Source organism: Gordonia hongkongensis (genome assembly GCF_023078355.1).
Classification (GTDB): Bacteria; Actinomycetota; Actinomycetes; order Mycobacteriales; family Mycobacteriaceae; genus Gordonia; species Gordonia hongkongensis.
Genome location: NZ_CP095552.1, coordinates 2,923,757 through 2,943,569 on the forward strand (window position 1 = coordinate 2,923,757; position 19,813 = coordinate 2,943,569).

27 protein-coding genes and 1 pseudogene are annotated in these 19,813 nt (G+C 64.8%); 15 read left to right on the forward strand and 13 right to left on the reverse strand.

All coding sequences use genetic code 11. The annotated features are described in order from the left end of the window. Positions 1–227: 227 nt before the first annotated feature. The gene (locus MVF96_RS13340) at positions 228–863 is read left to right on the forward strand and encodes a TetR/AcrR family transcriptional regulator (RefSeq protein WP_247449309.1); all 636 of its coding nucleotides are present in this window, start codon (positions 228–230) and stop codon (positions 861–863) included. Positions 864–1,108: 245 nt separating this feature from the next. Here MVF96_RS13340 and MVF96_RS13345 read toward each other — a convergent pair whose 3' ends face one another. From MVF96_RS13345 to MVF96_RS13355, 3 genes are all read right to left on the reverse strand, one after another. Continuing rightward, positions 1,109–1,510 carry a type II toxin-antitoxin system VapC family toxin gene (locus MVF96_RS13345; protein ID WP_231742614.1) on the reverse strand — a complete coding sequence of 134 codons (402 nt, stop codon included), beginning with the start codon at positions 1,508–1,510 and terminating at the stop codon, positions 1,109–1,111. A gap of 26 nt (positions 1,511–1,536) precedes the next feature. Continuing rightward, entirely contained in the window at positions 1,537–1,776 is a 240-nt protein-coding gene (locus MVF96_RS13350; RefSeq protein ID WP_247449312.1) for a type II toxin-antitoxin system Phd/YefM family antitoxin, read from the reverse strand. Between the two features lie 164 nt (positions 1,777–1,940). Continuing rightward, positions 1,941–2,129: a hypothetical protein gene (locus MVF96_RS13355; RefSeq protein WP_175404374.1), complete on the reverse strand. Its 189-nt coding sequence runs from the start codon at positions 2,127–2,129 to the stop codon at positions 1,941–1,943. 115 nt (positions 2,130–2,244) lie between these two features. Here MVF96_RS13355 and MVF96_RS13360 point away from each other — a divergent pair, with 115 nt between their 5' ends. Next, on the forward strand, positions 2,245–2,505 hold the full coding sequence (locus MVF96_RS13360) for a hypothetical protein (protein ID WP_247449314.1): 261 nt from the start codon (positions 2,245–2,247) through the stop codon (positions 2,503–2,505). 145 nt (positions 2,506–2,650) lie between these two features. Here MVF96_RS13360 and MVF96_RS13365 read toward each other — a convergent pair whose 3' ends face one another. The 3 genes from MVF96_RS13365 to MVF96_RS13375 form a co-directional block, all read right to left on the reverse strand. Then, complete coding sequence (locus MVF96_RS13365; protein WP_247449315.1) at positions 2,651–3,025, reverse strand: SRPBCC family protein; 375 nt, start codon at positions 3,023–3,025, stop codon at positions 2,651–2,653. 376 nt (positions 3,026–3,401) lie between these two features. After that, positions 3,402–3,917 carry a helix-turn-helix domain-containing protein gene (locus tag MVF96_RS13370; protein WP_247449316.1) on the reverse strand — a complete coding sequence of 172 codons (516 nt, stop codon included), beginning with the start codon at positions 3,915–3,917 and terminating at the stop codon, positions 3,402–3,404. After that, complete coding sequence (locus MVF96_RS13375; RefSeq protein WP_247449317.1) at positions 3,838–4,314, reverse strand: hypothetical protein; 477 nt, start codon at positions 4,312–4,314, stop codon at positions 3,838–3,840. The genes MVF96_RS13370 and MVF96_RS13375 overlap by 80 nt, the downstream gene beginning before the upstream one ends. Before the next feature lie 427 nt (positions 4,315–4,741). On the opposite strand from MVF96_RS13375, the gene MVF96_RS13380 reads away from it, so the two are divergent. From MVF96_RS13380 to MVF96_RS13405, 6 genes are all read left to right on the forward strand, one after another. Further along, on the forward strand, positions 4,742–5,626 hold the full coding sequence (locus MVF96_RS13380) for an AraC-like ligand-binding domain-containing protein (RefSeq protein WP_247449319.1): 885 nt from the start codon (positions 4,742–4,744) through the stop codon (positions 5,624–5,626). A 67-nt stretch (positions 5,627–5,693) separates the two neighbouring features. Beyond that, on the forward strand, positions 5,694–6,386 hold the full coding sequence (locus tag MVF96_RS13385) for an AraC-like ligand-binding domain-containing protein (protein WP_247449322.1): 693 nt from the start codon (positions 5,694–5,696) through the stop codon (positions 6,384–6,386). Further along, positions 6,383–6,652 carry a helix-turn-helix domain-containing protein gene (locus tag MVF96_RS13390; RefSeq protein WP_247449323.1) on the forward strand — a complete coding sequence of 90 codons (270 nt, stop codon included), beginning with the start codon at positions 6,383–6,385 and terminating at the stop codon, positions 6,650–6,652. Before MVF96_RS13385 ends, MVF96_RS13390 begins: the two co-directional genes overlap by 4 nt. A 3-nt stretch (positions 6,653–6,655) precedes the next feature. After that, a complete protein-coding gene (locus MVF96_RS13395) occupies positions 6,656–7,525 on the forward strand; it encodes a helix-turn-helix domain-containing protein (RefSeq protein ID WP_247449324.1) in 870 nt (289 codons plus the stop codon). A 64-nt stretch (positions 7,526–7,589) separates the two neighbouring features. Beyond that, positions 7,590–7,892: a hypothetical protein gene (locus MVF96_RS13400; protein ID WP_058253473.1), complete on the forward strand. Its 303-nt coding sequence runs from the start codon at positions 7,590–7,592 to the stop codon at positions 7,890–7,892. 76 nt (positions 7,893–7,968) lie between these two features. Beyond that, positions 7,969–8,271, forward strand: a complete 303-nt coding sequence (locus tag MVF96_RS13405; RefSeq protein ID WP_058253474.1) for a hypothetical protein — start codon at positions 7,969–7,971, stop codon at positions 8,269–8,271. Between the two features lie 22 nt (positions 8,272–8,293). On the opposite strand, the gene MVF96_RS24765 is transcribed toward MVF96_RS13405, so the two are convergent. Further along, positions 8,294–8,698, reverse strand: coding sequence for a DUF1801 domain-containing protein (locus MVF96_RS24765; protein ID WP_058253517.1), 405 nt, complete (start codon positions 8,696–8,698; stop codon positions 8,294–8,296). A 292-nt stretch (positions 8,699–8,990) separates the two neighbouring features. Between MVF96_RS24765 and MVF96_RS13415 the strand changes: the two genes are divergently transcribed. Beyond that, entirely contained in the window at positions 8,991–9,431 is a 441-nt protein-coding gene (locus MVF96_RS13415) for an SRPBCC family protein (protein ID WP_247449326.1), read from the forward strand. 150 nt (positions 9,432–9,581) lie between these two features. Here the strand turns inward: MVF96_RS13415 and MVF96_RS13420 are convergent, their stop codons facing one another. After that, positions 9,582–10,469 (reverse strand): DUF5996 family protein, encoded by an 888-nt coding sequence (locus MVF96_RS13420; protein ID WP_058253476.1) that lies wholly within the window; start codon positions 10,467–10,469, stop codon positions 9,582–9,584. A gap of 149 nt (positions 10,470–10,618) precedes the next feature. On the opposite strand from MVF96_RS13420, the gene MVF96_RS13425 reads away from it, so the two are divergent. Both MVF96_RS13425 and MVF96_RS13430 read left to right on the forward strand, forming a co-directional pair. Then, complete coding sequence (locus tag MVF96_RS13425) at positions 10,619–10,996, forward strand: hypothetical protein (RefSeq protein ID WP_247449329.1); 378 nt, start codon at positions 10,619–10,621, stop codon at positions 10,994–10,996. A 68-nt stretch (positions 10,997–11,064) separates the two neighbouring features. Continuing rightward, positions 11,065–11,676: an AAA family ATPase gene (locus MVF96_RS13430; RefSeq protein ID WP_058253478.1), complete on the forward strand. Its 612-nt coding sequence runs from the start codon at positions 11,065–11,067 to the stop codon at positions 11,674–11,676. Positions 11,677–11,879: 203 nt separating this feature from the next. On the opposite strand, the gene MVF96_RS13435 is transcribed toward MVF96_RS13430, so the two are convergent. After that, on the reverse strand, positions 11,880–12,329 hold the full coding sequence (locus MVF96_RS13435) for a GNAT family N-acetyltransferase (protein WP_078114049.1): 450 nt from the start codon (positions 12,327–12,329) through the stop codon (positions 11,880–11,882). Between the two features lie 169 nt (positions 12,330–12,498). Between MVF96_RS13435 and MVF96_RS13440 the strand changes: the two genes are divergently transcribed. After that, the gene (locus MVF96_RS13440; protein WP_101822705.1) at positions 12,499–12,792 is read left to right on the forward strand and encodes a hypothetical protein; all 294 of its coding nucleotides are present in this window, start codon (positions 12,499–12,501) and stop codon (positions 12,790–12,792) included. A 14-nt stretch (positions 12,793–12,806) separates the two neighbouring features. On the opposite strand, the gene MVF96_RS13445 is transcribed toward MVF96_RS13440, so the two are convergent. After that, a complete protein-coding gene (locus MVF96_RS13445; RefSeq protein ID WP_065631674.1) occupies positions 12,807–13,235 on the reverse strand; it encodes a MarR family winged helix-turn-helix transcriptional regulator in 429 nt (142 codons plus the stop codon). A 129-nt stretch (positions 13,236–13,364) separates the two neighbouring features. Here MVF96_RS13445 and MVF96_RS13450 point away from each other — a divergent pair, with 129 nt between their 5' ends. Both MVF96_RS13450 and MVF96_RS13455 read left to right on the forward strand, forming a co-directional pair. Further along, positions 13,365–15,506, forward strand: a complete 2,142-nt coding sequence (locus MVF96_RS13450) for an MMPL family transporter (protein ID WP_065631653.1) — start codon at positions 13,365–13,367, stop codon at positions 15,504–15,506. Positions 15,507–15,635: 129 nt separating this feature from the next. After that, complete coding sequence (locus MVF96_RS13455) at positions 15,636–17,336, forward strand: plasmid pRiA4b ORF-3 family protein (RefSeq protein ID WP_247449330.1); 1,701 nt, start codon at positions 15,636–15,638, stop codon at positions 17,334–17,336. Positions 17,337–17,348: 12 nt separating this feature from the next. On the opposite strand, the gene MVF96_RS13460 is transcribed toward MVF96_RS13455, so the two are convergent. From MVF96_RS13460 to MVF96_RS13465, 3 genes and pseudogenes are all read right to left on the reverse strand, one after another. After that, positions 17,349–17,543: a hypothetical protein gene (locus MVF96_RS13460; RefSeq protein WP_065631650.1), complete on the reverse strand. Its 195-nt coding sequence runs from the start codon at positions 17,541–17,543 to the stop codon at positions 17,349–17,351. A gap of 35 nt (positions 17,544–17,578) precedes the next feature. Next, a pseudogene (locus tag MVF96_RS24660) lies at positions 17,579–17,896 on the reverse strand (nuclear transport factor 2 family protein); the annotation flags it as partial. Positions 17,897–18,026: 130 nt separating this feature from the next. Then, positions 18,027–19,199, reverse strand: a complete 1,173-nt coding sequence (locus tag MVF96_RS13465) for an acetyl-CoA C-acyltransferase (protein ID WP_065631648.1) — start codon at positions 19,197–19,199, stop codon at positions 18,027–18,029. A 124-nt stretch (positions 19,200–19,323) separates the two neighbouring features. On the opposite strand from MVF96_RS13465, the gene MVF96_RS13470 reads away from it, so the two are divergent. Further along, positions 19,324–19,797: a winged helix-turn-helix transcriptional regulator gene (locus MVF96_RS13470; RefSeq protein WP_065631647.1), complete on the forward strand. Its 474-nt coding sequence runs from the start codon at positions 19,324–19,326 to the stop codon at positions 19,795–19,797. Positions 19,798–19,813 lie beyond the last annotated feature (16 nt).

Sequence of the window (19,813 nt, forward strand, 5' to 3'; positions counted from 1 at the left end):
TGTTGGCGACTGCCAGGTCCAATGCTCGTCGAGTGAGCTCAGCTCCGAACGGACTGGCGGTCGGTCCCGTGCTCGGTGTGGGGTTCTCGAACGTCGTCATGCCAGGTCCTCTCGTCACCAGTGCTCTTGCCGATGACCATACATGAAACACGTTCTATGTCTAGTCGTCCGCGTCGATCTCCGATCCAATACGCCACCAGGATCGACGAGCACGACACAATGGGCAGGTGCGTACACATGGATGGGCCGGCCTGATTCCCCCGGCCGACGACGACGAGGCTGCAGAACGCATCATCGCCGCCGCCGGAGAGCTGATGGAGTCGGGTGCAACCGATGTGAACATCCGTCAGGTCGCACAGAAGCTGGGTATCGCTCGCCAGACCGTCTACCGGTACTTTCCCAACAGTCAAGCGCTGCTCGTCGCGACGGCTCAACACGCCACCAACGAGTTTCTCGACGACTTGGCGCGGTCACTTGAAGGTCTCACCGAACCTTCCCACGCGATTGTGGAGGCAGTCGCCCTAACCTTCGAGCGCCTCCAAGATAATCGCCGATTCGCCCTGCTGTTCGTTCAACCGGACAACACAGAACTCACCGCCGAGGTCACCGCTACGCGGTCCATCGCCATAGGACGCGTGATCGTCGACCACCTTCCGATCGACTGGGCCGAACATGGATGGACGGACGCCGACATGAATGAGCTCGTCGAAGTCATGCTCCGGTTCGTCCAATCACTCCTCGTCGACCCGGGCGCCCCTCCTCGTCCTCCAAACGAGCTACGCGCATTCCTGCATCGGTGGGTTGGAACGGCCATCGAGGCGAAGAGTTCGACGTCCACGTCGGTGGCCCGAGCTCAGTCCTGAAACTCGGAGCGTCACTGAACATCGAACGAGTTGCGTCGCAAGAATTTACAACGTTGTCGCGTCCGTACCGGAATATGCAGGGATCGAATATGCAGGGTTACCAGTAACCCACTGCGTATTGCTTGCAGTACAACGGTATTCAGGTGCCGGAGTGTCTGTTCGATGACAACGTACTCGGGAGGATGGTCAACCTACGTCACGGGCGCCAATGACCTCGCGCATCAGAAATGAAGGAAACGCGGCCCTCAGGCTCCAGCATCTGGATGCGTCACCGAACGTAGCTCTAGTTGGGGTATGCCAAGAAAATCACCTGGGTTGCAGGTGTACAGCGGAATGCCGTTCGCGATGGCGCAGGCCGCGATTAATGCGTCATATGCCCGCGCACTGGGCTTTCGCTCCGATGAGCGTAGTGCCGCCGCGACGCCGCCGAAAGCTCGCGCGCTCTCGGCAGTGAATGCCAGCACCTCGAAATCCGCTTCCGCCTGCTGTACGTGCTGTTGCCGAGCACTTCGCTCGCGGTGGGTTCGCGCGACGTGCGGGCCAACCGAAAGCTCCGCAAGGGTAATCGCACTTATCACCGACTCCTGGGGCAGCTCGTCGGAATCCGCCAGTCTGCCTAGCAAAATCACCGTTGAGGTGTCAAGCATCCCCCGCGTTGTATCGACCGGCCCCGTCATAGGGACGAATCCAACACGCTATCGATGTCAGACCGCAGGGCGTCCGGGTCGATCTGCGGAAGATGGGCGCGTCGCCGAATCAGCTCGGCCGCGCTCACACTCTTTCTGGGCAGAGACCTGAGTTCGGCCACTGGCTCGCCGTCGCGCGTGACGACGACACGCTCGCCACGCGCGACCCTGCGCAGCACCTCGCCACCGTTGTTACGAAGGTCTCTGACACTCACCAGGTCGGTCATGCCAACAGCGTATCACCGGTGATACACACGTCGTCGAAGACGATACAGCAGTCGAATATGCAGGGTAACCAGTAGCGTTGCAACCGAGTCGCATCCACGCCCGTGGCCACTCCTCCGAACTGTCGGAGGACAGGCAGGACATCGCAGCTCAGTTCTCAGTCAGATCACCCCAGGACTGCCGTCAGATCGAGGCGGGCCAGACGAGCTTGGTCCGAGAGGATGTCGATCGCGGTGATGCGGTCGTCGGCGATTGTGAACCCGATGACCGAAAACGGTTCACCCTCAACAGTATTGACCATCCCAATACCGCCGTTGACCACTGCGGGGTGAACTGTACAGAGGGTATCGGTCATCGTGCATGGGACCTCCTTGGTTCACCCCGAAACTAGGACGAACGGGCAGCGGGGAACGTGACCCTGACACATTCTCTCCGTCCTTCCTCCCGGCATTCTGTCCGCTCCGTCGTGCATGCACGCCACCATCACCACCCAGGAGCGCGACGGCTCGCGGCTGCCCAACCCCCAGCAGCTCATCGAACTCGGCGAGATCGGTGGCGCTCGGTTCAAAGCCACCGGCAACGGGCGATCCCTCGAACCACCATCGGCCTCATTCAGTTACGGGCCGGCCAGCTCGTCGGCAGCACGGTCGCGGGTCCGGGCGTACACCCGGACCCGCGGCCTGCTCGCCATGATGACAGTGACCCCCCACTGGCGATCCCGCTCGCGCTAGCTCCGGCCGGGGTGTCCACAGTCGCGGGAGCCCGTTTACTCGACGACTCGAACGTGGAGTGGCACGGCACGTGCGACGGACTGCTCCTCAGGCCGCCGACATCACAGCACCGACGCCACGCCCACGCCGTCTTCCGAGGTCAGTTTCAAAGACCAGCGGCGATCTGTTCGATCCGCGGCAACGCGATGGCGAGTATCGGCAGATACGCCACCGCCCAGACCGGCGCACCAAAACTGAGAATGCAGCCACCCGCCACCGGGATCACCTCGTGTCGCGTCGCGTTCACCCCTGCCACCCTCCAGGCCCACAACCGTCCATCGACGAACTCGCAGATCTCGAACGGCACGGAAACGCCCGCGACAGTCGTGATCGTTCCGCGTGTCCCTAACGTCAGCTCGACGTCGCCGTCCACCCTTGCCCCGAAAACTGTTGGCCCCCATTCCGGCCAGGCGTTCACATCGGTGAGGGTTGCCCACACCGCTTCGGGTGGCAGGTCGGTGCGCAATTCGGTCGTCGGCATGCCGTTTCGGACCGTGGTGCGAACGCGCAGCGTCGACCACAACGATGAGGACGTCGCGGGGCGTCTCACGATTCGGCCTGACTGGATAGTTCCCGCGCCCGCTCGTGGCCTCGCGAAAACCGTCGCCACCCCGGTGATACCTGGTTGTCGTAGTCCAACGTGATCTGCACCATCGAATCATCGTCGCAAAACAATGGCCGACCCGTCGGGGCCCAGACCTGATCTGTCGAATCACTGCACGTCTGAGCGTTGCACCGACACGGACCCGCAGTGTCGGCTGACCGGAGTTGCGGACGAGTGGTTTGTAGTGGTGCTGCTCGCCGAGGCCGCACTGTCCGAATGGCAACACCATTCTTCGTCCGGCTTTCGCATTCGGTCACAGTAAGCCGTTTCCTGCCCGCTCCCCCGTGCGCGACGCCGCGAGTACCCGCCACGCCCGCGGACTGATTTGATACATCTCGCGGAATCGTCTACTGAAGTACGACGGGTTCGTGATGCCCCAGCGCCGGGCGATGGCCGCGACCGGTTGATGAGCGGTCTCGGCCCGAGCGAGGTCGTCATGCGCGCCCTCGAGTCGACTCGTGATGATCCACTGCTCGAGACTCATGCCGGCATCGGCGAAGAGCTTGAACAGTTTTCGCACGGTGATGCCGTGCGCTCGCGCGATCGATGTCGGCGACAGGTCCGGATCGCTGAGGTGCAGGCGGATGTATCCGCGGATCCTGGGAAGCAACATTCCGAGCATCGTCCCCCGCGCATACTCGGCGTCGTAGGCGGATGCGATGAGGGACCGGACCAGATCGATGCTGGTCTCACCAAGCTGTGCGGCGACCTCCGACGCCGCCAACTCGTCGGCCTTGCAGGTCAGCTCGGTGATGTGGTCGACCACCATGTCGTGCAACGGACTTCGCCAACCGTTCCGACGCTGTCCAGACCACCTCGCGCGGTAGGCCGAGTTCCTCCACCGGCACGTACAAACAGAACGGCACGCCCGAGCCGGCCAGCTCGTAGTCGTAGGGCGCGTTGTGGTCGGTGATCATCAACGCACCGGGCCGAACCTCCCGCTGCACACCGTGCTGCTCCTGTCGGCCGATACAGTTGCGTTGCAACGCAATACTGAGTTGTTCGCCCGGACTGCTCCGGATCTGACGTTCGGTGCGCCGCAGCCGGAAGCCGGTCATCTCGGCCTGGAAGATCGTCGCTCTTCCGTAGCTCCACACATCCATTCGGCATCGGACGGCGCCTGTCTCGTTGAGGATCACGGTGGACGGAACCGACTGGTCCTGCATCGCCGACACGGTCGCCTCGATGCGATCGGCGTACGGTAACAACGCGGTGTCGAATACTACGGCCATGGTTGCCGAGTGAACAGCAGGCTGAGCGAGCGTTCTGTGGACTGGCACGGAGAGACAATTTTCGTGCACAGACAGCCAACTCCGGGGTTCCGCCTCGTGCGCGGACAGCACACATCGGTGCGGCCACAACCAGACCGGCCGCGGCCAAATCGCTTACAGTGTCCGCTTCGACACCCAGAAAGGCGGTCTCATGTTCACGTCCCCCCTCTGTGCGTACAGCGACAGACTCTCCTGCACAAGCACTCTCGTCACACGATGCATCAGACGACGGGTCAGTTCTGCACGCCTGCACCGTCGACCGGGGCTGACGGTGGCGGTCGTCTTCGACAGCCTTGACCACGCGCCACGCGATCGAGTCGATATGGCACGGACGGTGTTCCGGGAGCAGTCGGCGCCGTCGACGGTGGCGTTCGTCGACTCCCCCATGGCTGCAGTCATGGAAACGTGGCGGCTGGGTGACAACCATCTGTTCTGTGCATCGATGACAAGCAACCACTTGAGTCGGACTGCGCGCGATGTGCGTCGCGGTCCGACGGGCACCATCGGCATCGCGGTGCAGACGTTCGGCGTGGCGAGATTCGAGCAGGACGGTGATCAGCGGATCGTTCGTCCCGGCGACATGATGGTCGTCGAGCTCGATGCTCCCTACGAATTCGGTTGGGCTGGCTGGGGTTGCTCTCGATGTCTGCACATCCCGACATCCGACGTCGGGCTCACCGGCACACAGATCCGCGAGGCCGCGCGACGCCTGACCACGAGTCCGCTGTACGCAATCGTCCGCCGCCACATCGACGACTTGTGCATCGACCGGGACGACGAGGTCCCCGGTCTCGCGACGGAATCACTCGCCGCATCGTCGAATGCCCTCATCCGCTGCCTGCTGGCGCCACACGATCCAGCTCCTGACGACGCCGACATCGATCGCTGGGTACGACGTGTCGACACCTTCCTCACCGACCACCTGACCGATCCCGATCTGTCGATCGGCGCTGTCGCCGGCCACCTCGACACGCCGGTGAGCGAGGTCACCCGCCTCGCGGCCGTCGCGGGGGTGGACGTGCCGCGATGGATCACCGCGAAGCGTCTCCATCGAGCTCACGCGGATCTCCGCCGACGCCGAACCGAACCCGACGCCGCTTTTGCCCGCGCTCACGGTTTCGCCGACCTCGCCACCTTCGAAGCATCATTTCGCGACCTATATGGGCTCACCCCGCGCACGTGGTGGGAGATCCGCCATGAATCCTGACCGATTCACGTTGTCCTTCCTGCTCACGACGCTGTGGTCGCGATAGTCGACGGCGCTGAGGAGGGACATGGGGATCGTCTATCGTTCCGGCGACCTGACGGAGGCCGACCGTGAGGAATTCACGCGCGCGGCCTTTCTCGAGCAGTCCTGGCCCACGACCGTCGCACTCGACGAGCCGACCGCCGACGACGCAGTCATCGAGGTGTTCTCCTATGGCCGCGCGAGCATCTTCCGGGCGCAGATGGGAGGAATGCGACTCGTGCGCTCCATGGAACAGGTCCGGTCCAGTCCCGCCGACGTCCTCGCCGTCGCCGTGCAGGAGCGCAGCGCCGGGCGCCACGAGATGTACGGCGAGCAACGCGTTGTGCAGAAGGGCGACCTGATGATCAACGACATGAACACGTCGTACGGCTATGCATGGAGTGGCCGTGGGGCATCGAGGGCGCTCTACGTGCCGCTGCAAGACCTGGGATTGTCGAACGAGGTCATCCGCGGAGCGTCGCGTCGGCTGCCGGCGAGTCCGTTGTATCCGTTGCTGCGCAGTCACATCAACGAGATGACCGACGACGGAAATCGACTGTCCGCCGATGACGTCGCGGCAGATGCCGTCGGAAGCGCCACCATCGAGTTGACGCGGGCGCTGCTCGCATCCGCCTACGACTCGATTACGGCCGTGCAGCAATGGATGACGTCCTGCTCTCCCGGATTCGTGGCTATGTGCGGCGTCACCTGGGCGATCCGGAACTGTTTGCGGGGATGATCGCCGATGCCCACGACATCTCCGTACGAAAGCTGTTCCGGCTCTGCGCCGATGCCGACATCAGTCTCGAACAGTGGATCCTCGCGTCCCGCCTCGAGGGTGTCCGCGACGAACTCGCCCGGTCGGCGAGCCGACACCAATCGGTCGCACAGGTTGCACGCCGCTGGGGACTCGTCAACCCGTCGTTCGTCAGCCGCCGGTTCCGCGAGGTGTACGGCATGACGCCGCGCGCATGGCGTCGGCTCACCCCCGACTCGGACGACTGATCCGTGCGCGCACACGCGATCACCCTCTCGGCGCACGGGTCCGACGCGCTCCACGTTCCGGTCGTCCGATCATGGCCGATGGGCGACGAGATGTGGCTGACCTCGGTCCGACATCACGGGGTGTCGGCATCGGGTGCCGGTGAACGCGGCGGTGCACCAGTGGCGCCACGACTCTTCGTCGCCGTTCCGGGTGGGGACTCGTGGCATCGTCGGCTCGGGACCACGGAGGATTCCCGGCGCAGGACCGAACTGGCGGTCGTCGATCAGTCGACGTCATTCGACTTCCGAACCCGCGAACCGGGGACGATTGTCGCGCTTCACCTCCCGCAGTCGTGGCTCATTCTTCCGGCCGAGACCGTCCGGCTCGGGATCAGAAACCTGGACGACTCCAACCCGCTCACCATGTTCGTCCGCAATCACCTCGTCCACCTCGGGCGTATCGCCGAACACCACCCGGGGGTCCTCCCGGAGTTGGCTTCCGCGAGTACCGACATCGTGCGCTCGCTGCTGCTCACGTCGGCGCAGACCGAAGCACGCGATCCGGTCGATGACCTGATCGTTCAGGTGAAGGCCTACATCGACGAGCACCTGACCGACGCCGACCTGTCGGCAGAGACGATCGCCGCGGCCCACAACGTGTCGACCCGGAAGTTGTATGCCGACTGGTCGAGTGCCGAGGGTCGGCTCACGGATCACATCATCCGACGCCGCCTCGACCGTGCCCGCGACGCCATGATCACCCGTCGATATCTGACCGTCCCGGCCATCGCCCGCGCTCATGGGTTCAGCGACCCGACGCATTTCACCAAGCGGTTCCGAGCCGCGTTCGGGGTGACCCCGTCACAGTGGCGGCGCGACAATCTGGACTCGTGACGACAAACCGCCGGTGACAAGGTACCCCCACCTCGTGATCGCCCATAGAACGATAGGAGAACTGATGTCGGACAACGAATCCACCGTACGGCGCGGCACGTACTTCGAAGAACCGATCGTCATCGACGAACGCACCACGATGATCCTGGTGTCTCGCCGCGGGTTCCGCGACCGGTCGGTGGCCGTCGGCGCGTACACGGTGACCGAGGGGGCAACGACCTGGACCCCGGCGGTCGACGGCGGCCGGGTGGCACTCATCGGCGTGATCACCGGCCTCGTCGCGGCCGCGCTGGGATCGGCTGCGGTCCTGCGGCAACCACCGTGGCCGCAAATGACCATCGGGCCGGATCACTTCCCCGGCCACTGATCACCACTCGGAGTCACGTCCCCGTCTGCGGAAAAATGCCATGCGAGTACCGACGTGAGTCTCTAACGTCCCACGGATGATTGCGCAACAGAGCGATGACTGGCGCCCGACGCCGGCCGACGGCCCGGTCGATCTGGTCGTCGACGGTGAACTGTTTCAAGTGACAGTCCATGCCGACGGTGGGTATTCGAGCACGTGGACGTCGGGCCCGAACCCTGGGTACGGCTTCGGCTCCAGCGGCCCGCGTGTCGCGTGGCAGAGCGACGACGGGCTCCCGCCCGCCCCGCTGCCACTCCCCCTGCCGACGATTCGCGACCACCGCGAGTCGATCAGGGAGTTCCTCTCGAACATCAACCCGGAGACCGGATATCTCGACTGACCGCATACCGGCCGCGGTGATCTCAACCCCCGTGGGACGAACGTGTCTGCGCCAACGATCGTTCGAGAAGCGTTGTCAGCACTGCATGATCGACGTCTCGGAGGCGAGTGACGTGGAGGCACGACTTGGCGACGCGACACTTTCCCAGCCGGTCGATGAGATCTGGCCATTGCGTCGCGAAGTCGCTGACCAGGTAGATGGTGTGATTCTTCGGGCCGGGCGCGAAAGCGAGTTCCGGCGCCCGACCGCCATGCCCGCTGGCGTAGCGGTACTCGTACTCGCCGAAGCCGATCATACGGCCGGCCCAGACGACGGGCCGGTGTCCGGAGATCTCAGCGAGCAGGGCGACCAGTTCATCGGCCTCGTCCCGACGTGGACCGACTGCTCGGTCGAGCACTTCCTCGATCGGCGCCTCGGACGGCCTCATCGCGGGCGCCTTGCCGCCGGCGCGCGGTTCTTCGTTCACAACTGATACCCACCGGTTCCTGTTCGCCTGGAAAGGCACGTCGTCGAGAACCTAGCAGACCTGGCCGGTGGGTCGGCGCCGATCAAGACTCGCCCGACTGTCCCTGCCCAACCGCACCCAGGTCAGCGTCCTCCCCGCCGTGAGCCCGATGAGTTCTGCGAGCAACGAGAGTCTGCCCTCCTGCGGACCGAGCCGTCCGCGGCGCAACAACATCGATGTCGGCCGACGTCGACGACCAGAAGGCAGTGACACCATGACGGACGCAACCGGGGTAACCCTCACCTACACACTGAACGCTTCTCCCGCCGCCGTGTTCGACGCGTGGACGACGCCGGCTCTGTTCGCCGCGGTCTTCGGCGGCAGCGCGAATAAAGTCCCCGTCGAATCGGTATCGCTCGACGCCCGACCCGGGGGCACCTGGGCAGCAACGATGATCGTCGGGGACGATTTCCCCGAATTTCATTGGCGCGGTGAGTACGTCGAGGTCCGACGGCCGAACAGACTCGTACTGACGATGACCGACGCGCCGGGTGATGAACGTGAACTCCTCACCGCTGACTTCATGGCAGTCGACAACGGCACCGAGATCCGTTTCAGCCAAACCGGTGGCAACCTCACCGACGAGCAGTACGAGTACGCGGCCGCCGGCTGGCGCGCGGCGTTCGAAGCGCTGGACGCTCAGCTCGCCGGATAGGCACGGGGGCTAGGTGGCGAGCGGCGCCGCTGAGCGAGATCGCAACCGGCCAGGACGAACGACGAACAGACCCCGTCGACACCACTCCCTTTGAAGTCGCGTCGACGAGGTGACCTCTGGAAGTCCGTAACGTCCGCCGCCGGCCGGCGTCTAGTCCCAGCCCGCCGTCTCCGCCGCCGCACGATGAGTCTGCTCGAGGAACTTCAGGACCACCGCGTCCGGGTCCGGCGACTGGCGCACAAGGTGATACGGCAGGATGTACTCGCCCAGTGCGGCATCCCATCGCGCCGGAGCCTCGACCGCCGGGTGCGTGTCGTAGCCCTCGGGATGTGGGTAGGCGTAGGCGTAGAAGGCCCCCTCCTCGGCGCCACCCGGCCAGTAGCCCGCGCTCGACACCTCGTCGCTATAGGCCTCGTGCATCACCCAGTCGGGGCAATTCGGTACACCACCCGGATGCTGGGGTGCGCTGCGACCCGAGAACCGCGTGACAGCCAGATCGAAAGCGCCCCAGAAGAAGTGCACGGGTGACGACTTGCCACGGAAGCCGCCGCGGAACTCCGACAGCACGCGATGCGCACTGACGAGAGACCGCCAGAACCGAGACACGGCGTCGGCGTCGTACGACGAGTGGGCGGTGTCCTCGGCGAACGGGGTCGCATCGGGCAGTTCGACGGGAGTACCGACGATGGCGATGTCGAAACCGAGGTCGGCGAGGTGGGCGGTGTACTCCGCGTAGAAATCGGCAACCGTCCGCGGTTCCAGCTTCATCTGACGGGTGCTGCCATCGGTGACGAGGAAGAGCAGCTGGTGGTCCAGAAAGTCGAAGCGGATCTCGAGGCCGCGGTCTCCGACGGCCATCAGAGACGTGGTCAGGCCACGTGCGTCCACATACAGCGGTACGCCCCACCAGTGGTTGACCTCGGGTCCGAGAGCGAGACGCGTCTTGCCGACGATCTGGGTCCACAACTGGACGGTGTCCCTTGTGTCGACCCACGAATCCACCGGTAGTGCAGGCCAAGCCTCGTATTTGGTTTCCATGTGGCCAATGATCCCGGACGCGTCAACTCGAACATGCCGACGAGCCGTCGGTCCTGTGAAGTTTCGACGGAGACACCGCCAAACACCTGCGTAACCTGTCGCGGAGACGGCAGTCGGACAGACCTCGACGTCGCTATCAAGGAGGAGCATTGCCGCGCATCACGCTCGGAACGGTCTTGATGTTCGTCGCGATCGGAACCACCATCGTCACCGCGTTACTCGGGGCGCCGGATTGGCTGACCGTCGTCGTAGCCGCCTTGCTCTTCGTGCTCGCCCTGGTGCTCCCGATCGTCAGGCGACGGCGGCTCCGATTCCTCTTGCGGAAGCTCGGGTGGCGGCGACTAGTGGGTCGACCACCCGGTCCATTGCGAGACGTCGACGAATGGCTGGTCCACTCCCCGCACCTCCTCACGGCGACCTGGCTCTACGGTCCCGACGCCGACGAGTGGCCTGGCACCAGTGAAGTGCGGGTGCGCCTCTCCCCCGGCCAGGCAGGCGGCACCGAGGATCGGAGGCACGAATCCTGACCGGCGGACCGACATCGCCCCTGACCGCTTCACCGGAAGCGCGGCCCACCTGTCGGTAACCTCACGTCATGTTGATCTGGATCAACGGCGCCTTCGGCGTCGGTAAGACACAGACCGCACACGAGCTTCACCGCCGGCTGACTGCGTCGCACGTGGCCGATCCCGAACTCCTCGGATTCGCGATGCACAAGATGCTGCCGCCCGCCCGGCGCGACGATTTTCAGGACCTACCGCAGTGGCGCACGGGCGTCACCCAAACCCTCTTGGATGCCGAACAATCAAGCGACTGCCCGGTGATAGTTCCCATGACGCTCGTCGACGCTGAGTACTTCGACGAGATCGTCGGTGGACTCAAAGAGCATGGCGCCGATGTCAGGCACTACACCCTGACCGCTTCCGTCGAAGTGATCCATCGACGTCTCAGAGCCCGCCTTGCTCACCGTCTCGGCCCCATCCTCGGCGCCGATGAGACCTGGGCGATGAAACAGACTGGGAGGTGCGTCGCCCGGCTTGGCGAGGACCGATTCGCAAGCCATGTGCCAGCAGACGAACGCAGTGTCGACCAGGTTGTCGAGCACATCGCCGACGATGCCGGACTCGAACTCTCCCGTCCCCGTTTGTCTTCGGCGCGGTATCAGCTGCGTAGGGCAGCAGTCGCAGTTCGACACATCCGAACGTGAGCCGTCACTCGTACGCGAGTCTTCTAAAGGCCTCGACTGGCAGTAATGACGGTGAACAAGTTAGGGCAGCAGTCGCAGTTCGACACATCCGAACGTGAGCCGTCACTCGTACGCGAGTCTTCTAATGGCCTCGAATGGCAGTGGTGACGGTGAACAAGTTCTGCACCCGCGATGCGCCCGGCTCTGCGGCGTGAACCTACGTGTCACGGGACCCCGGCGCGCCGAAAGTGCAGCAACGGGAACGGCTGGCCGTCGGAATCCACCGGCGAGCGGCCCACCTGCTCGAACCCCCTGCGCCGATAGAACTCCGCGGCGCCCGGGTTCTGTTCGTTGACGTCGAGTTCGTCGACGCCGCCGTGCGCGACCGCGTGATCGAGCAAGACCGTGCCGATGCCCCGCCCGTGGGCGGCCGAATCGACGAACAGCATCTCGAGCCGATTCTCTGCGGTTCCGCTGAAGCCGACGACCACTCCGTCGGCCTCCGCGACGACCAACTCGACCGCCGGAAAGTAGTCACGTGCGAGCCGATCCGCGTAGCCGTCGATGTCGGCGGAAGTCAGGAAGTGATGCGTAGCCTCGACCGCCGAACGCCACACGGCCACGAGGCGGTCCGTGTCGGCGTCGTCGGCCTGCCGAAGTCTCACCTCAGCCACGGGTCGCCGAACGAGTGCTGGCCCAGCAGGTCGGTGTATGCACGATCGGCACAGTAGTGCGCGCCGGCGTCGAAGGACAACGGTGTTGTGATCTGCCGCAAACCCCGGCGTCGACGTTCGCGGCGGATATCGTGATCACGACACAATCGCGCAGGGCGAGGGGTAGCACGTGCTCGAGATCCATGGTCTGTCGAATGAAACGGTCGTGCTCGATGGCGAGTGGTTCGAGAAACTCCGCGGCGGCACGTCCAAGACCCGGTTACCGGCGGCATCGTTCGTCTCCGCGGAGGTCACCGAGACCGACCGACGGAAGAAGCTGTTCGGCGGTGAACGCGAACAGCTCCTCCAAGTGACCCTCACCTTCTCGCGCCCGCCGTTCGTCGGGCTGATGACGTCGGCGGAGAACCGGGCGAAGGTCGACGCGCTCGTCGCCGGACTCGAAGCGGCCCGCGACGCGGGTTGAGCACCGACGCGACGCTATGACGGCCCCGAGCTCCGATCCTGTTGCACGCGAATCAGTTCGAGCAATAATCGACGGAGTTCCGGTTCTGACGCGCCGATGGACGCGATCAGCGCCGGGTCGGTTCGCTCCCGTTCGAGCAATGCGCGGTAGACCTCGGCACCGGCCGGAGTCGCGCTCACATGCTTTCGCCGCTCGTCGTCGGGATCGACCTGACGCCGTACGTAACCCATTCGTTCCAGTCGCTCGATGGTGCGGCTCGCAGTTTGATCGGTCACCCGGGCCTTCTTGGCGACCTCGCGCTGGGTGGCCGGTCCCGTGCTCACCACATGGAGGACGACGAGTCCGGCGCTCGAGATGTCGTACTCCCGCAGTACCGCCTCCCAGGCGTGCTCGACGAGCCGTGCCGCCACCGACAGCAGCCGACCGGTCGGCCACCCGTCCATCCCGTCGTTCCCGTCGTTCACCCTTGTCCTGCCGATTCTCTACGTCACACCCCGCAGACTTGCAATTGTTCAGCCTGCTGAACATCATGGTGCTCGCGCACTCCACCCGCAACCGACGAACGGAAGCCCGTGAACCCACCCACCTCTGCTCGACGAGTCAGTCGCTTGCGATGGATTCTGCCAGCCCTCTTGGTCATCGGATGGCTGGCCCTGGGTTCTGTCGGCGGACCGTTCGCCGGAAAACTCGGTGACGTACAGGCGAACGACAACACGTCGTTCCTGCCCGCGTCCGCCGAAGCCACCGAGGTCTCCCGCCTGGAAGCCGACTTCGTGGACTCCTCCGAGATCCCGGCCGTCGTGGTGGCCGAACGTACGAGCGGCATCACCGACGCCGACCTCGCGTTCGTGTCCGAGGCGGTGGGCAAGGTCGCCGGCACGGACGGGATCTCCGAGCGAACGTCTCCGCCGATCCGCTCGCAGGATGGTCAGGCGATCCAGATGATCGTGCCCGTCGACTCCTCCGGGGAGATCTCGGAAAGCATCGAGGCTCTGCGTGCGGAACTCGCGAACGGCCCGCCCGAGGGACTGTCGGTGTATGTGACCGGACCCGCAGGCATCGCGGGCGACCTCACCGAGGCGTTCGGCGGGATCGACGGCTTGTTGCTACTGGTTGCCGGCGCGGTCGTCATCCTGATCCTCATCGTGGTGTACCGCAGTCCGATCCTGCCGTTCGTCGTGATCGTGTCCGCCGTGTTCGCGCTGGGGCTCGCCAGTCTGCTGGTCTACGTGCTCGCGTCGAACGACGTGCTCACCCTCAACGGCCAGAGCCAGGGCATCCTCTTCATCCTCGTGTTCGGTGCGGCGACGGACTACGCCCTGCTCCTGGTGTCCCGCTATCGAGAAGAACTGCGACTCACCGCCGACAAGTACGACGCCATGCGGGCCGCGTGGCGCGCGACCCTCGAACCCGTCGCCGCCTCCGCCGGCACGGTCATCGCCGGTGTGTTGTGCCTCCTGCTGTCGGATCTGAACTCCAACCGCGGTCTCGGTCCCGTTGCCGCGATCGGTATCGCGGCGTCGTTCCTGGCGTCGATGACGTTCCTCCCCGCGGCACTGACCCTGCTCGGACGCAGTGCCTTCTGGCCGAAGCGACCGGTCGTCGACCCGGCGTCGGCGCAGCGTGAGGACAGCAGCAACCATCGCTTCTGGGGCGCCTTGGCGAACCGGATCGGACGGCACCCCCGGCGCTTCTGGGTGGCAACGACGTTGCTCCTCGTGCTCTTCGCGTTGTTCCTCCCCCAGTTCAAGGCCGACGGTGTCGCGCAGTCCGACACCTTCCTCGTAGCGGTGGAGTCGCAGGAGGGCCAAGAAGTCCTCACCGCCCACTTCGACGCCGGGGACGGTTCACCCGCGGTCATCATCGCCGACGCCGCATCGCTGCAGCAGGTGCAGAACACGGCGGCGAATGTCGACGGCGTCGCCGAGGTCGTCCCGGTCACCGATCCGGGCGGCGCCCCCAAGACGGTCGACGGACGGGTCGCTCTGCAGGCGACCCTGACCGATCCGGCCGATTCCCTGGCCGCCGAGGAGACCATCGAGCGTCTTCGCGACGCGGTGGGGAACGTCAACGGCGCCGACGCGCTCGTCGGCGGTCCTACCGCGGTCGACCTTGACACCAAGACGACGGCCATCCACGACCGGAACCTGATCATCCCGATCGTCAGCATCGTCGTGCTGCTCATCCTGTGCGCGCTGCTCCGGGCGATCGTCGCCCCGATTCTCCTGATGGCCACCGTCATCCTGAGTTTCGCGGCGACTCTGGGAATTTCGTCGATCGTGTTCAACCACATACTCGGATTCCCCGGCGCCGACCCGGTCGTGCCGCTGTTCGCGTTCGTGTTCCTGGTCGCGCTGGGCATCGACTACAACATCTTCCTGATGACCCGCGTCCGCGAGGAAGCACTGCAGATCGGTACGCGCCGAGGTGTTCTCCGTGGGCTCACGGTCACCGGCGGAGTCATCACCTCGGCCGGCGTGGTCCTCGCGGCGACGTTCTCCGCCCTGGCGGTCATCCCGCTGATCTTCTTGGCGCAGATTGCGTTCATCGTCGCCTTCGGCGTCCTCCTCGACGCGTTGATCGTCCGGACGCTGCTGGTCCCGGCGCTCGTCTACGACATTGGCCGTCCCGTGTGGTGGCCCAGCGCGCTGGCGAACAAGGAAGATGTCCCGGAGGACGACGAGTTGGTGGAGGCAGGACCAAGGCAGGACTAGGAAAGTCCGGACTCTTCATACCGAACAGCCGACGGTCCCGGCCCTCAGGAGCCGGGACCGTTCGACCGCCGGCCGGACCAGCACTCGACCTGGCCGATGACGGCGATGCTCGCGATAGGATCGGTGCCGATGAGCCGGAAGAACAAGCAGTCCCGCGGCGCCAAGCGGACCGAAAAGACGAAGAAGCGGGCCGCGCGCCGAAGTAGCAATGTGATCCCGATTCGCGGTCGCGACACCTCGGAGATCGACATGCTGATACGCGAGTTCGAACGTTGGCTGCCCAGTGTGGAATTCGAAGACGATCCGGACAAGCAGGCAGCCATCGTCGACGCCGTCAGAGCGCTGGACTTTGCCGTCGGCTACGCATTGCCAGACCATCGGCCCACCGAGTGGTCGCTCGAGGAGGTCGATGCGGCAATCGACTTCGCCGAGTACATGGAAGAGGAAGAGGACGACGCCTTACCGGCAAGCATTGCGGTCTTCGCACTGCGCTTGTTCATCGATTTCCTCGTCACCACTTCCAGGTGGACTGCAGCCATCAGCGCCGATGTCGTAATGGGGGCTTGCCAGCAATACCTCCTCGACTCCATGGGCGGGCTGAAGGTCGATGTAGACGACATCGACAGCTCCACCGAGCGCGATGCATTGGAATCGGTTCGGGTTTTGCAGCGGCTCGATGTGTTGATGGACTGGATCGGCCACAAACGGCCGGTGACGCCAAGTGGATGGCTCAAGCCGGCACTGCTTCCGGACCTATTGCATGCGCTGGAGATCGAGCCACCAGCAGCAGCACTCAAGGCAATGAAACATCATCGCGTTCTTGCTGAGATCTGGGAGCTCGCCCGGGATGCCCAGTTGATCGCAATCACTCCATCCCATGTCTACCCGGGCCCGGCGGCCGCGTCCTGGCGTGGATCAGAGTCGTTGACGACGCGACGCAGCACGCTGGCTGCGGCCGTCGGCAGAGCGTTGACCTCTGATTCGAGTGCAATGGCACAGGTTGTGGACGGAATCGTCGCGCGCGTCGTATACCACGGTCTGACGATCATGCCGTTTGCCGCCGATCGCTTCGCCGCCCTGCGCGATGACGGGCTGATCTCACCGGAGATGCCCAGGGCCCATTCTCGCATCGAGCACATCATCGAGGACGGGTGGCTCGTCCTCAACGAGGACGGTGACTACGTCGTCCCCGAGGGGTTGCGACCCGCTGTGTGGGACGGATTTCCGGAACGTCACATTCCGGAAAGCGGGGAGGCGACGACCATGATCACTGTGCGCGCCGAACTCGCCGGCGTCCGACCCAGAGTCTGGCGACGGATTCGAATACTCGCGTTGGTTCCATTGAACGAACTCCACGAAGTGCTGCAAGCTGCATTCGCCTGGAACGATGCGCATCTCTACGCGTTCACGACTCCATGCTTCGGCCACGAGCACCGGTATCTATCAGACGAGGCGATGGGCACCGCACGGGCCGGCAGGTACACGGAGTCCGTCTTCGACTCGACTCTGGGTGAGCTGGTCGACGAGCCCGGCGACGTGGTGTCCTATGAGTACGACTTCGGGGACGGCTGGGAAGTGAGCATTGTCGTCGAGGCATTCACCCCGATGAATGACGGCGAACCGCCGGTGTCGATCGTCGCCGGCGGCGGAACCGCCCCTTTCGAGGATGTCGGCGGAGTTCCCGGATGGGCGGATTTCATCGAGGCCGTCAACGATGAGACGCACCCGCGCCATCTGGAATTACGCGAGTGGGCGGGCCTGACACCTGGTTCGGCCTTCGACCCGACGTCGTTCGACATCGATGTGGTCAGGCGCCGATTAGGCGTGTGATCCACAGCGGGCTTAAGCCGACGCGGCGGACCGGTTGGTTCGGCGTCGGACAGCAGCACCGATGACCGTGATCGGGTGATTGAGCAGCGTGGCGATCCGGCCGACGAGGGTGTTCGGATCCCGCGCGACCCCGAGCTGCATGAACATTTCCAGACGGTCGAAGTAGGCGCGCTCCGCAACCAGATCTGAGCCCGCGAAGGTGAACACCGCGACGATGGGCAGGTAGAGAGCCGACCCGTCGGGGCAAGTCCGCGGTATGGGCCCAGATGTGTTCCGCGAACTCGCGTCTCACAGATGACTCGATCGTCGTGATGGCACAGCGTCTCGGGATCGACATCGAAATGCATGTCCGGCAATGCGGTGAACAGTTCGTGATATGAGGCCGATACCGCGTCGTGGCCATCGGCGATCTCACCAGGCAACTCGGTACGTGCCGCGCCGTCTTTGAACGTCGCCAGCGTGGCAGCGACGTCGTGCCGATTCTCGGTCTCGAGATGCGCCAGAACGGTGGCCTCCCGCGTCGCGACGAGCGCTGCTGCATTCGGGTCGGTTGGGTTCATGAGGTCCCCGCAGTCATCGGCCCCGCCCCGAACAGCGGGTATGCGCAATCACGGTACCGGGCGGACGCAACGTGTGCGACCGAGATACGCCGAATGGACGACGAGCACGCCCGCCCGGACCGCCGACGGCTCAGCTGAGTCGCTCGTAGATCGTCGCGTTGGCCAATCCGCCTGCCTCACACATCGTTTGCAGGAGGTAACGACCGCCGCGCTGTTCCAGCGCGTTGAGTCCCGTGGTCGCGAGGCGGGCACCGCTGGCACCAAGCGGGTGGCCGAGCGCGATCGCACCGCCGTTGACGTTGACTCGATCCACGTCCACCCCGAACTCCCGCGACCACGCCAGGACCACCGGCGCGAACGCCTCGTTCACCTCGAACAGGTCGATGTCCTCGACACGCAAACCACTGCGTGACAGTGCCTTCCGCGTCGCCGGGATGATGCCGGTGAGCATCAGGAGTGGGTCGTCGCCGGCGACCGCGATGGTGTGCACCCGTGCGCGCGGACGCAAACCGAGTTCGACGGCCTTCTCCTCGCTCATCAGCAGCACCGCCGACGACCCGTCGCTGATCTGACTCGCACTCGCCGCGGTGATCCGCCAGTCGATCTCGGGGAACCGACGCGCGATCGCCTCGTCGTAGTAGGCCGGCCGCAGCCGGGCGAGGTCGTCGAGGTTGCCCCCGAGACGAATTCCCTCGTCTGACGTCAGCCCCGCGATGGGCGCGAGTTCGTCGTCGAAGAGTCCGTTCTTGGTGGCAGTGGCGGCGAGATCGTGTGACCGCAAGGAGAATTCATCGATCTCACGTCGCGAGATGGCCCAGCGGGCGGCGATCAGTTCCGCCGAGATGCCCTGACCCACGAGGCCCTGCGAGTATCGTTCGCCGAACGCCCGTCCGTTGAGATCGGCGGTACCGGCAACGGCCGAGCCCATCGGGATACGGGACATCGATTCGACACCCGCGGCGACCGCGATGTCGTACGTGCCCGCGATGATGCCCTGCGCGGCGAACGCGATGGCCTGTTGCCCGCTTCCGCATTGGCGGTCAACGGAGACCCCCGGCACGGATACGGGGTAGCCGGCGGCCAGGAGCGCGCGCCGCGCGATGTTGAAACTCTGCTCCCCCACCTGACTGACAACACCGGTGATCACGTCGTCGACGAGTTCGGGATCGACACCCGAACGGTCCACGACTGCTCGGAGGCTGTGCGCGAGGAGGTCGACGGGATGAACGTCATGGAGGGCGCCGGTGGGCTTGCCCTTGCCGATGGGTGTGCGAACAGCGTCGACGATGACCGCAGATCTCATGACTGATCCTCCGTCAGTGTGCGGATCGGAACGCAACCCGATCCGGATGATGGCTGACTTTTGTCTGCCAAAGTCAGGTCTACGCTCTGGCTATGATCTTGTCAAGTCAGGGTAGGCTGGGGGCATGATGCACCTGAAGGGCCCGCTGGCCGAACGCGACAGCTGGGAGGCGAGCGGCTGCTCGATCGCGAAGGCGATCGACCTGGTGGGCACCCGGTCGGCGATCCTCATCCTGCGGGAGGCCTTCTACGGCGCCACCAGGTTCGATCAGTTCAGCCGGCGGGTCGGGATCAGCGACGCGGTCGCGTCGGCCCGCCTGCGCGAACTCACCGAGGCCGGGATCTTCACCAAGGTCCCTTACCGCGACGCCGGGCAGCGCGAACGGTTCGAGTATCAGCTCACCGACATGGGCCGCGATCTGTTTCCCGTGGTGATGTCGTTGATGCAGTGGGGCAACGACCATCTGCAGCCCGACGGCCCGCCGCTCACCGTCACCGACCGAGCCCAGGCGCCCGTACGCGTGGGCGTCGTCGCCGAACCCACCGCGGTTCTCACACCCGAGGACGTCGAGGTGCAAATCGCCCGGCGCCGCCGCTGAGTCCGTGCCGGCAGAG

Coding starts and splice junctions, on each gene's coding strand:
- MVF96_RS13365 (WP_247449315.1), bottom strand. CDS start 3,025: ATGCCGACGACCGAATTGCGCACCGACCTGCCACCCGAAGCGGTGTGG.
- MVF96_RS13385 (WP_247449322.1), top strand. CDS start 5,694: ATGGGGATCGTCTATCGTTCCGGCGACCTGACGGAGGCCGACCGTGAG.
- MVF96_RS13420 (WP_058253476.1), bottom strand. CDS start 10,469: ATGGAAACCAAATACGAGGCTTGGCCTGCACTACCGGTGGATTCGTGG.
- MVF96_RS13405 (WP_058253474.1), top strand. CDS start 7,969: ATGATTGCGCAACAGAGCGATGACTGGCGCCCGACGCCGGCCGACGGC.
- MVF96_RS13390 (WP_247449323.1), top strand. CDS start 6,383: ATGATCGCCGATGCCCACGACATCTCCGTACGAAAGCTGTTCCGGCTC.
- MVF96_RS24765 (WP_058253517.1), bottom strand. CDS start 8,698: ATGAGGCCGTCCGAGGCGCCGATCGAGGAAGTGCTCGACCGAGCAGTC.
- MVF96_RS13355 (WP_175404374.1), bottom strand. CDS start 2,129: ATGACCGATACCCTCTGTACAGTTCACCCCGCAGTGGTCAACGGCGGT.
- MVF96_RS13360 (WP_247449314.1), top strand. CDS start 2,245: ATGCACGCCACCATCACCACCCAGGAGCGCGACGGCTCGCGGCTGCCC.
- MVF96_RS13375 (WP_247449317.1), bottom strand. CDS start 4,314: ATGCAGGACCAGTCGGTTCCGTCCACCGTGATCCTCAACGAGACAGGC.
- MVF96_RS13345 (WP_231742614.1), bottom strand. CDS start 1,510: ATGCTTGACACCTCAACGGTGATTTTGCTAGGCAGACTGGCGGATTCC.
- MVF96_RS13455 (WP_247449330.1), top strand. CDS start 15,636: ATGAGCCGGAAGAACAAGCAGTCCCGCGGCGCCAAGCGGACCGAAAAG.
- MVF96_RS13470 (WP_065631647.1), top strand. CDS start 19,324: ATGATGCACCTGAAGGGCCCGCTGGCCGAACGCGACAGCTGGGAGGCG.
- MVF96_RS13350 (WP_247449312.1), bottom strand. CDS start 1,776: ATGACCGACCTGGTGAGTGTCAGAGACCTTCGTAACAACGGTGGCGAG.
- MVF96_RS13465 (WP_065631648.1), bottom strand. CDS start 19,199: ATGAGATCTGCGGTCATCGTCGACGCTGTTCGCACACCCATCGGCAAG.
- MVF96_RS13430 (WP_058253478.1), top strand. CDS start 11,065: ATGTTGATCTGGATCAACGGCGCCTTCGGCGTCGGTAAGACACAGACC.
- MVF96_RS13380 (WP_247449319.1), top strand. CDS start 4,742: ATGGCACGGACGGTGTTCCGGGAGCAGTCGGCGCCGTCGACGGTGGCG.
- MVF96_RS13370 (WP_247449316.1), bottom strand. CDS start 3,917: ATGGTGGTCGACCACATCACCGAGCTGACCTGCAAGGCCGACGAGTTG.
- MVF96_RS13445 (WP_065631674.1), bottom strand. CDS start 13,235: ATGGACGGGTGGCCGACCGGTCGGCTGCTGTCGGTGGCGGCACGGCTC.
- MVF96_RS13400 (WP_058253473.1), top strand. CDS start 7,590: ATGTCGGACAACGAATCCACCGTACGGCGCGGCACGTACTTCGAAGAA.
- MVF96_RS13415 (WP_247449326.1), top strand. CDS start 8,991: ATGACGGACGCAACCGGGGTAACCCTCACCTACACACTGAACGCTTCT.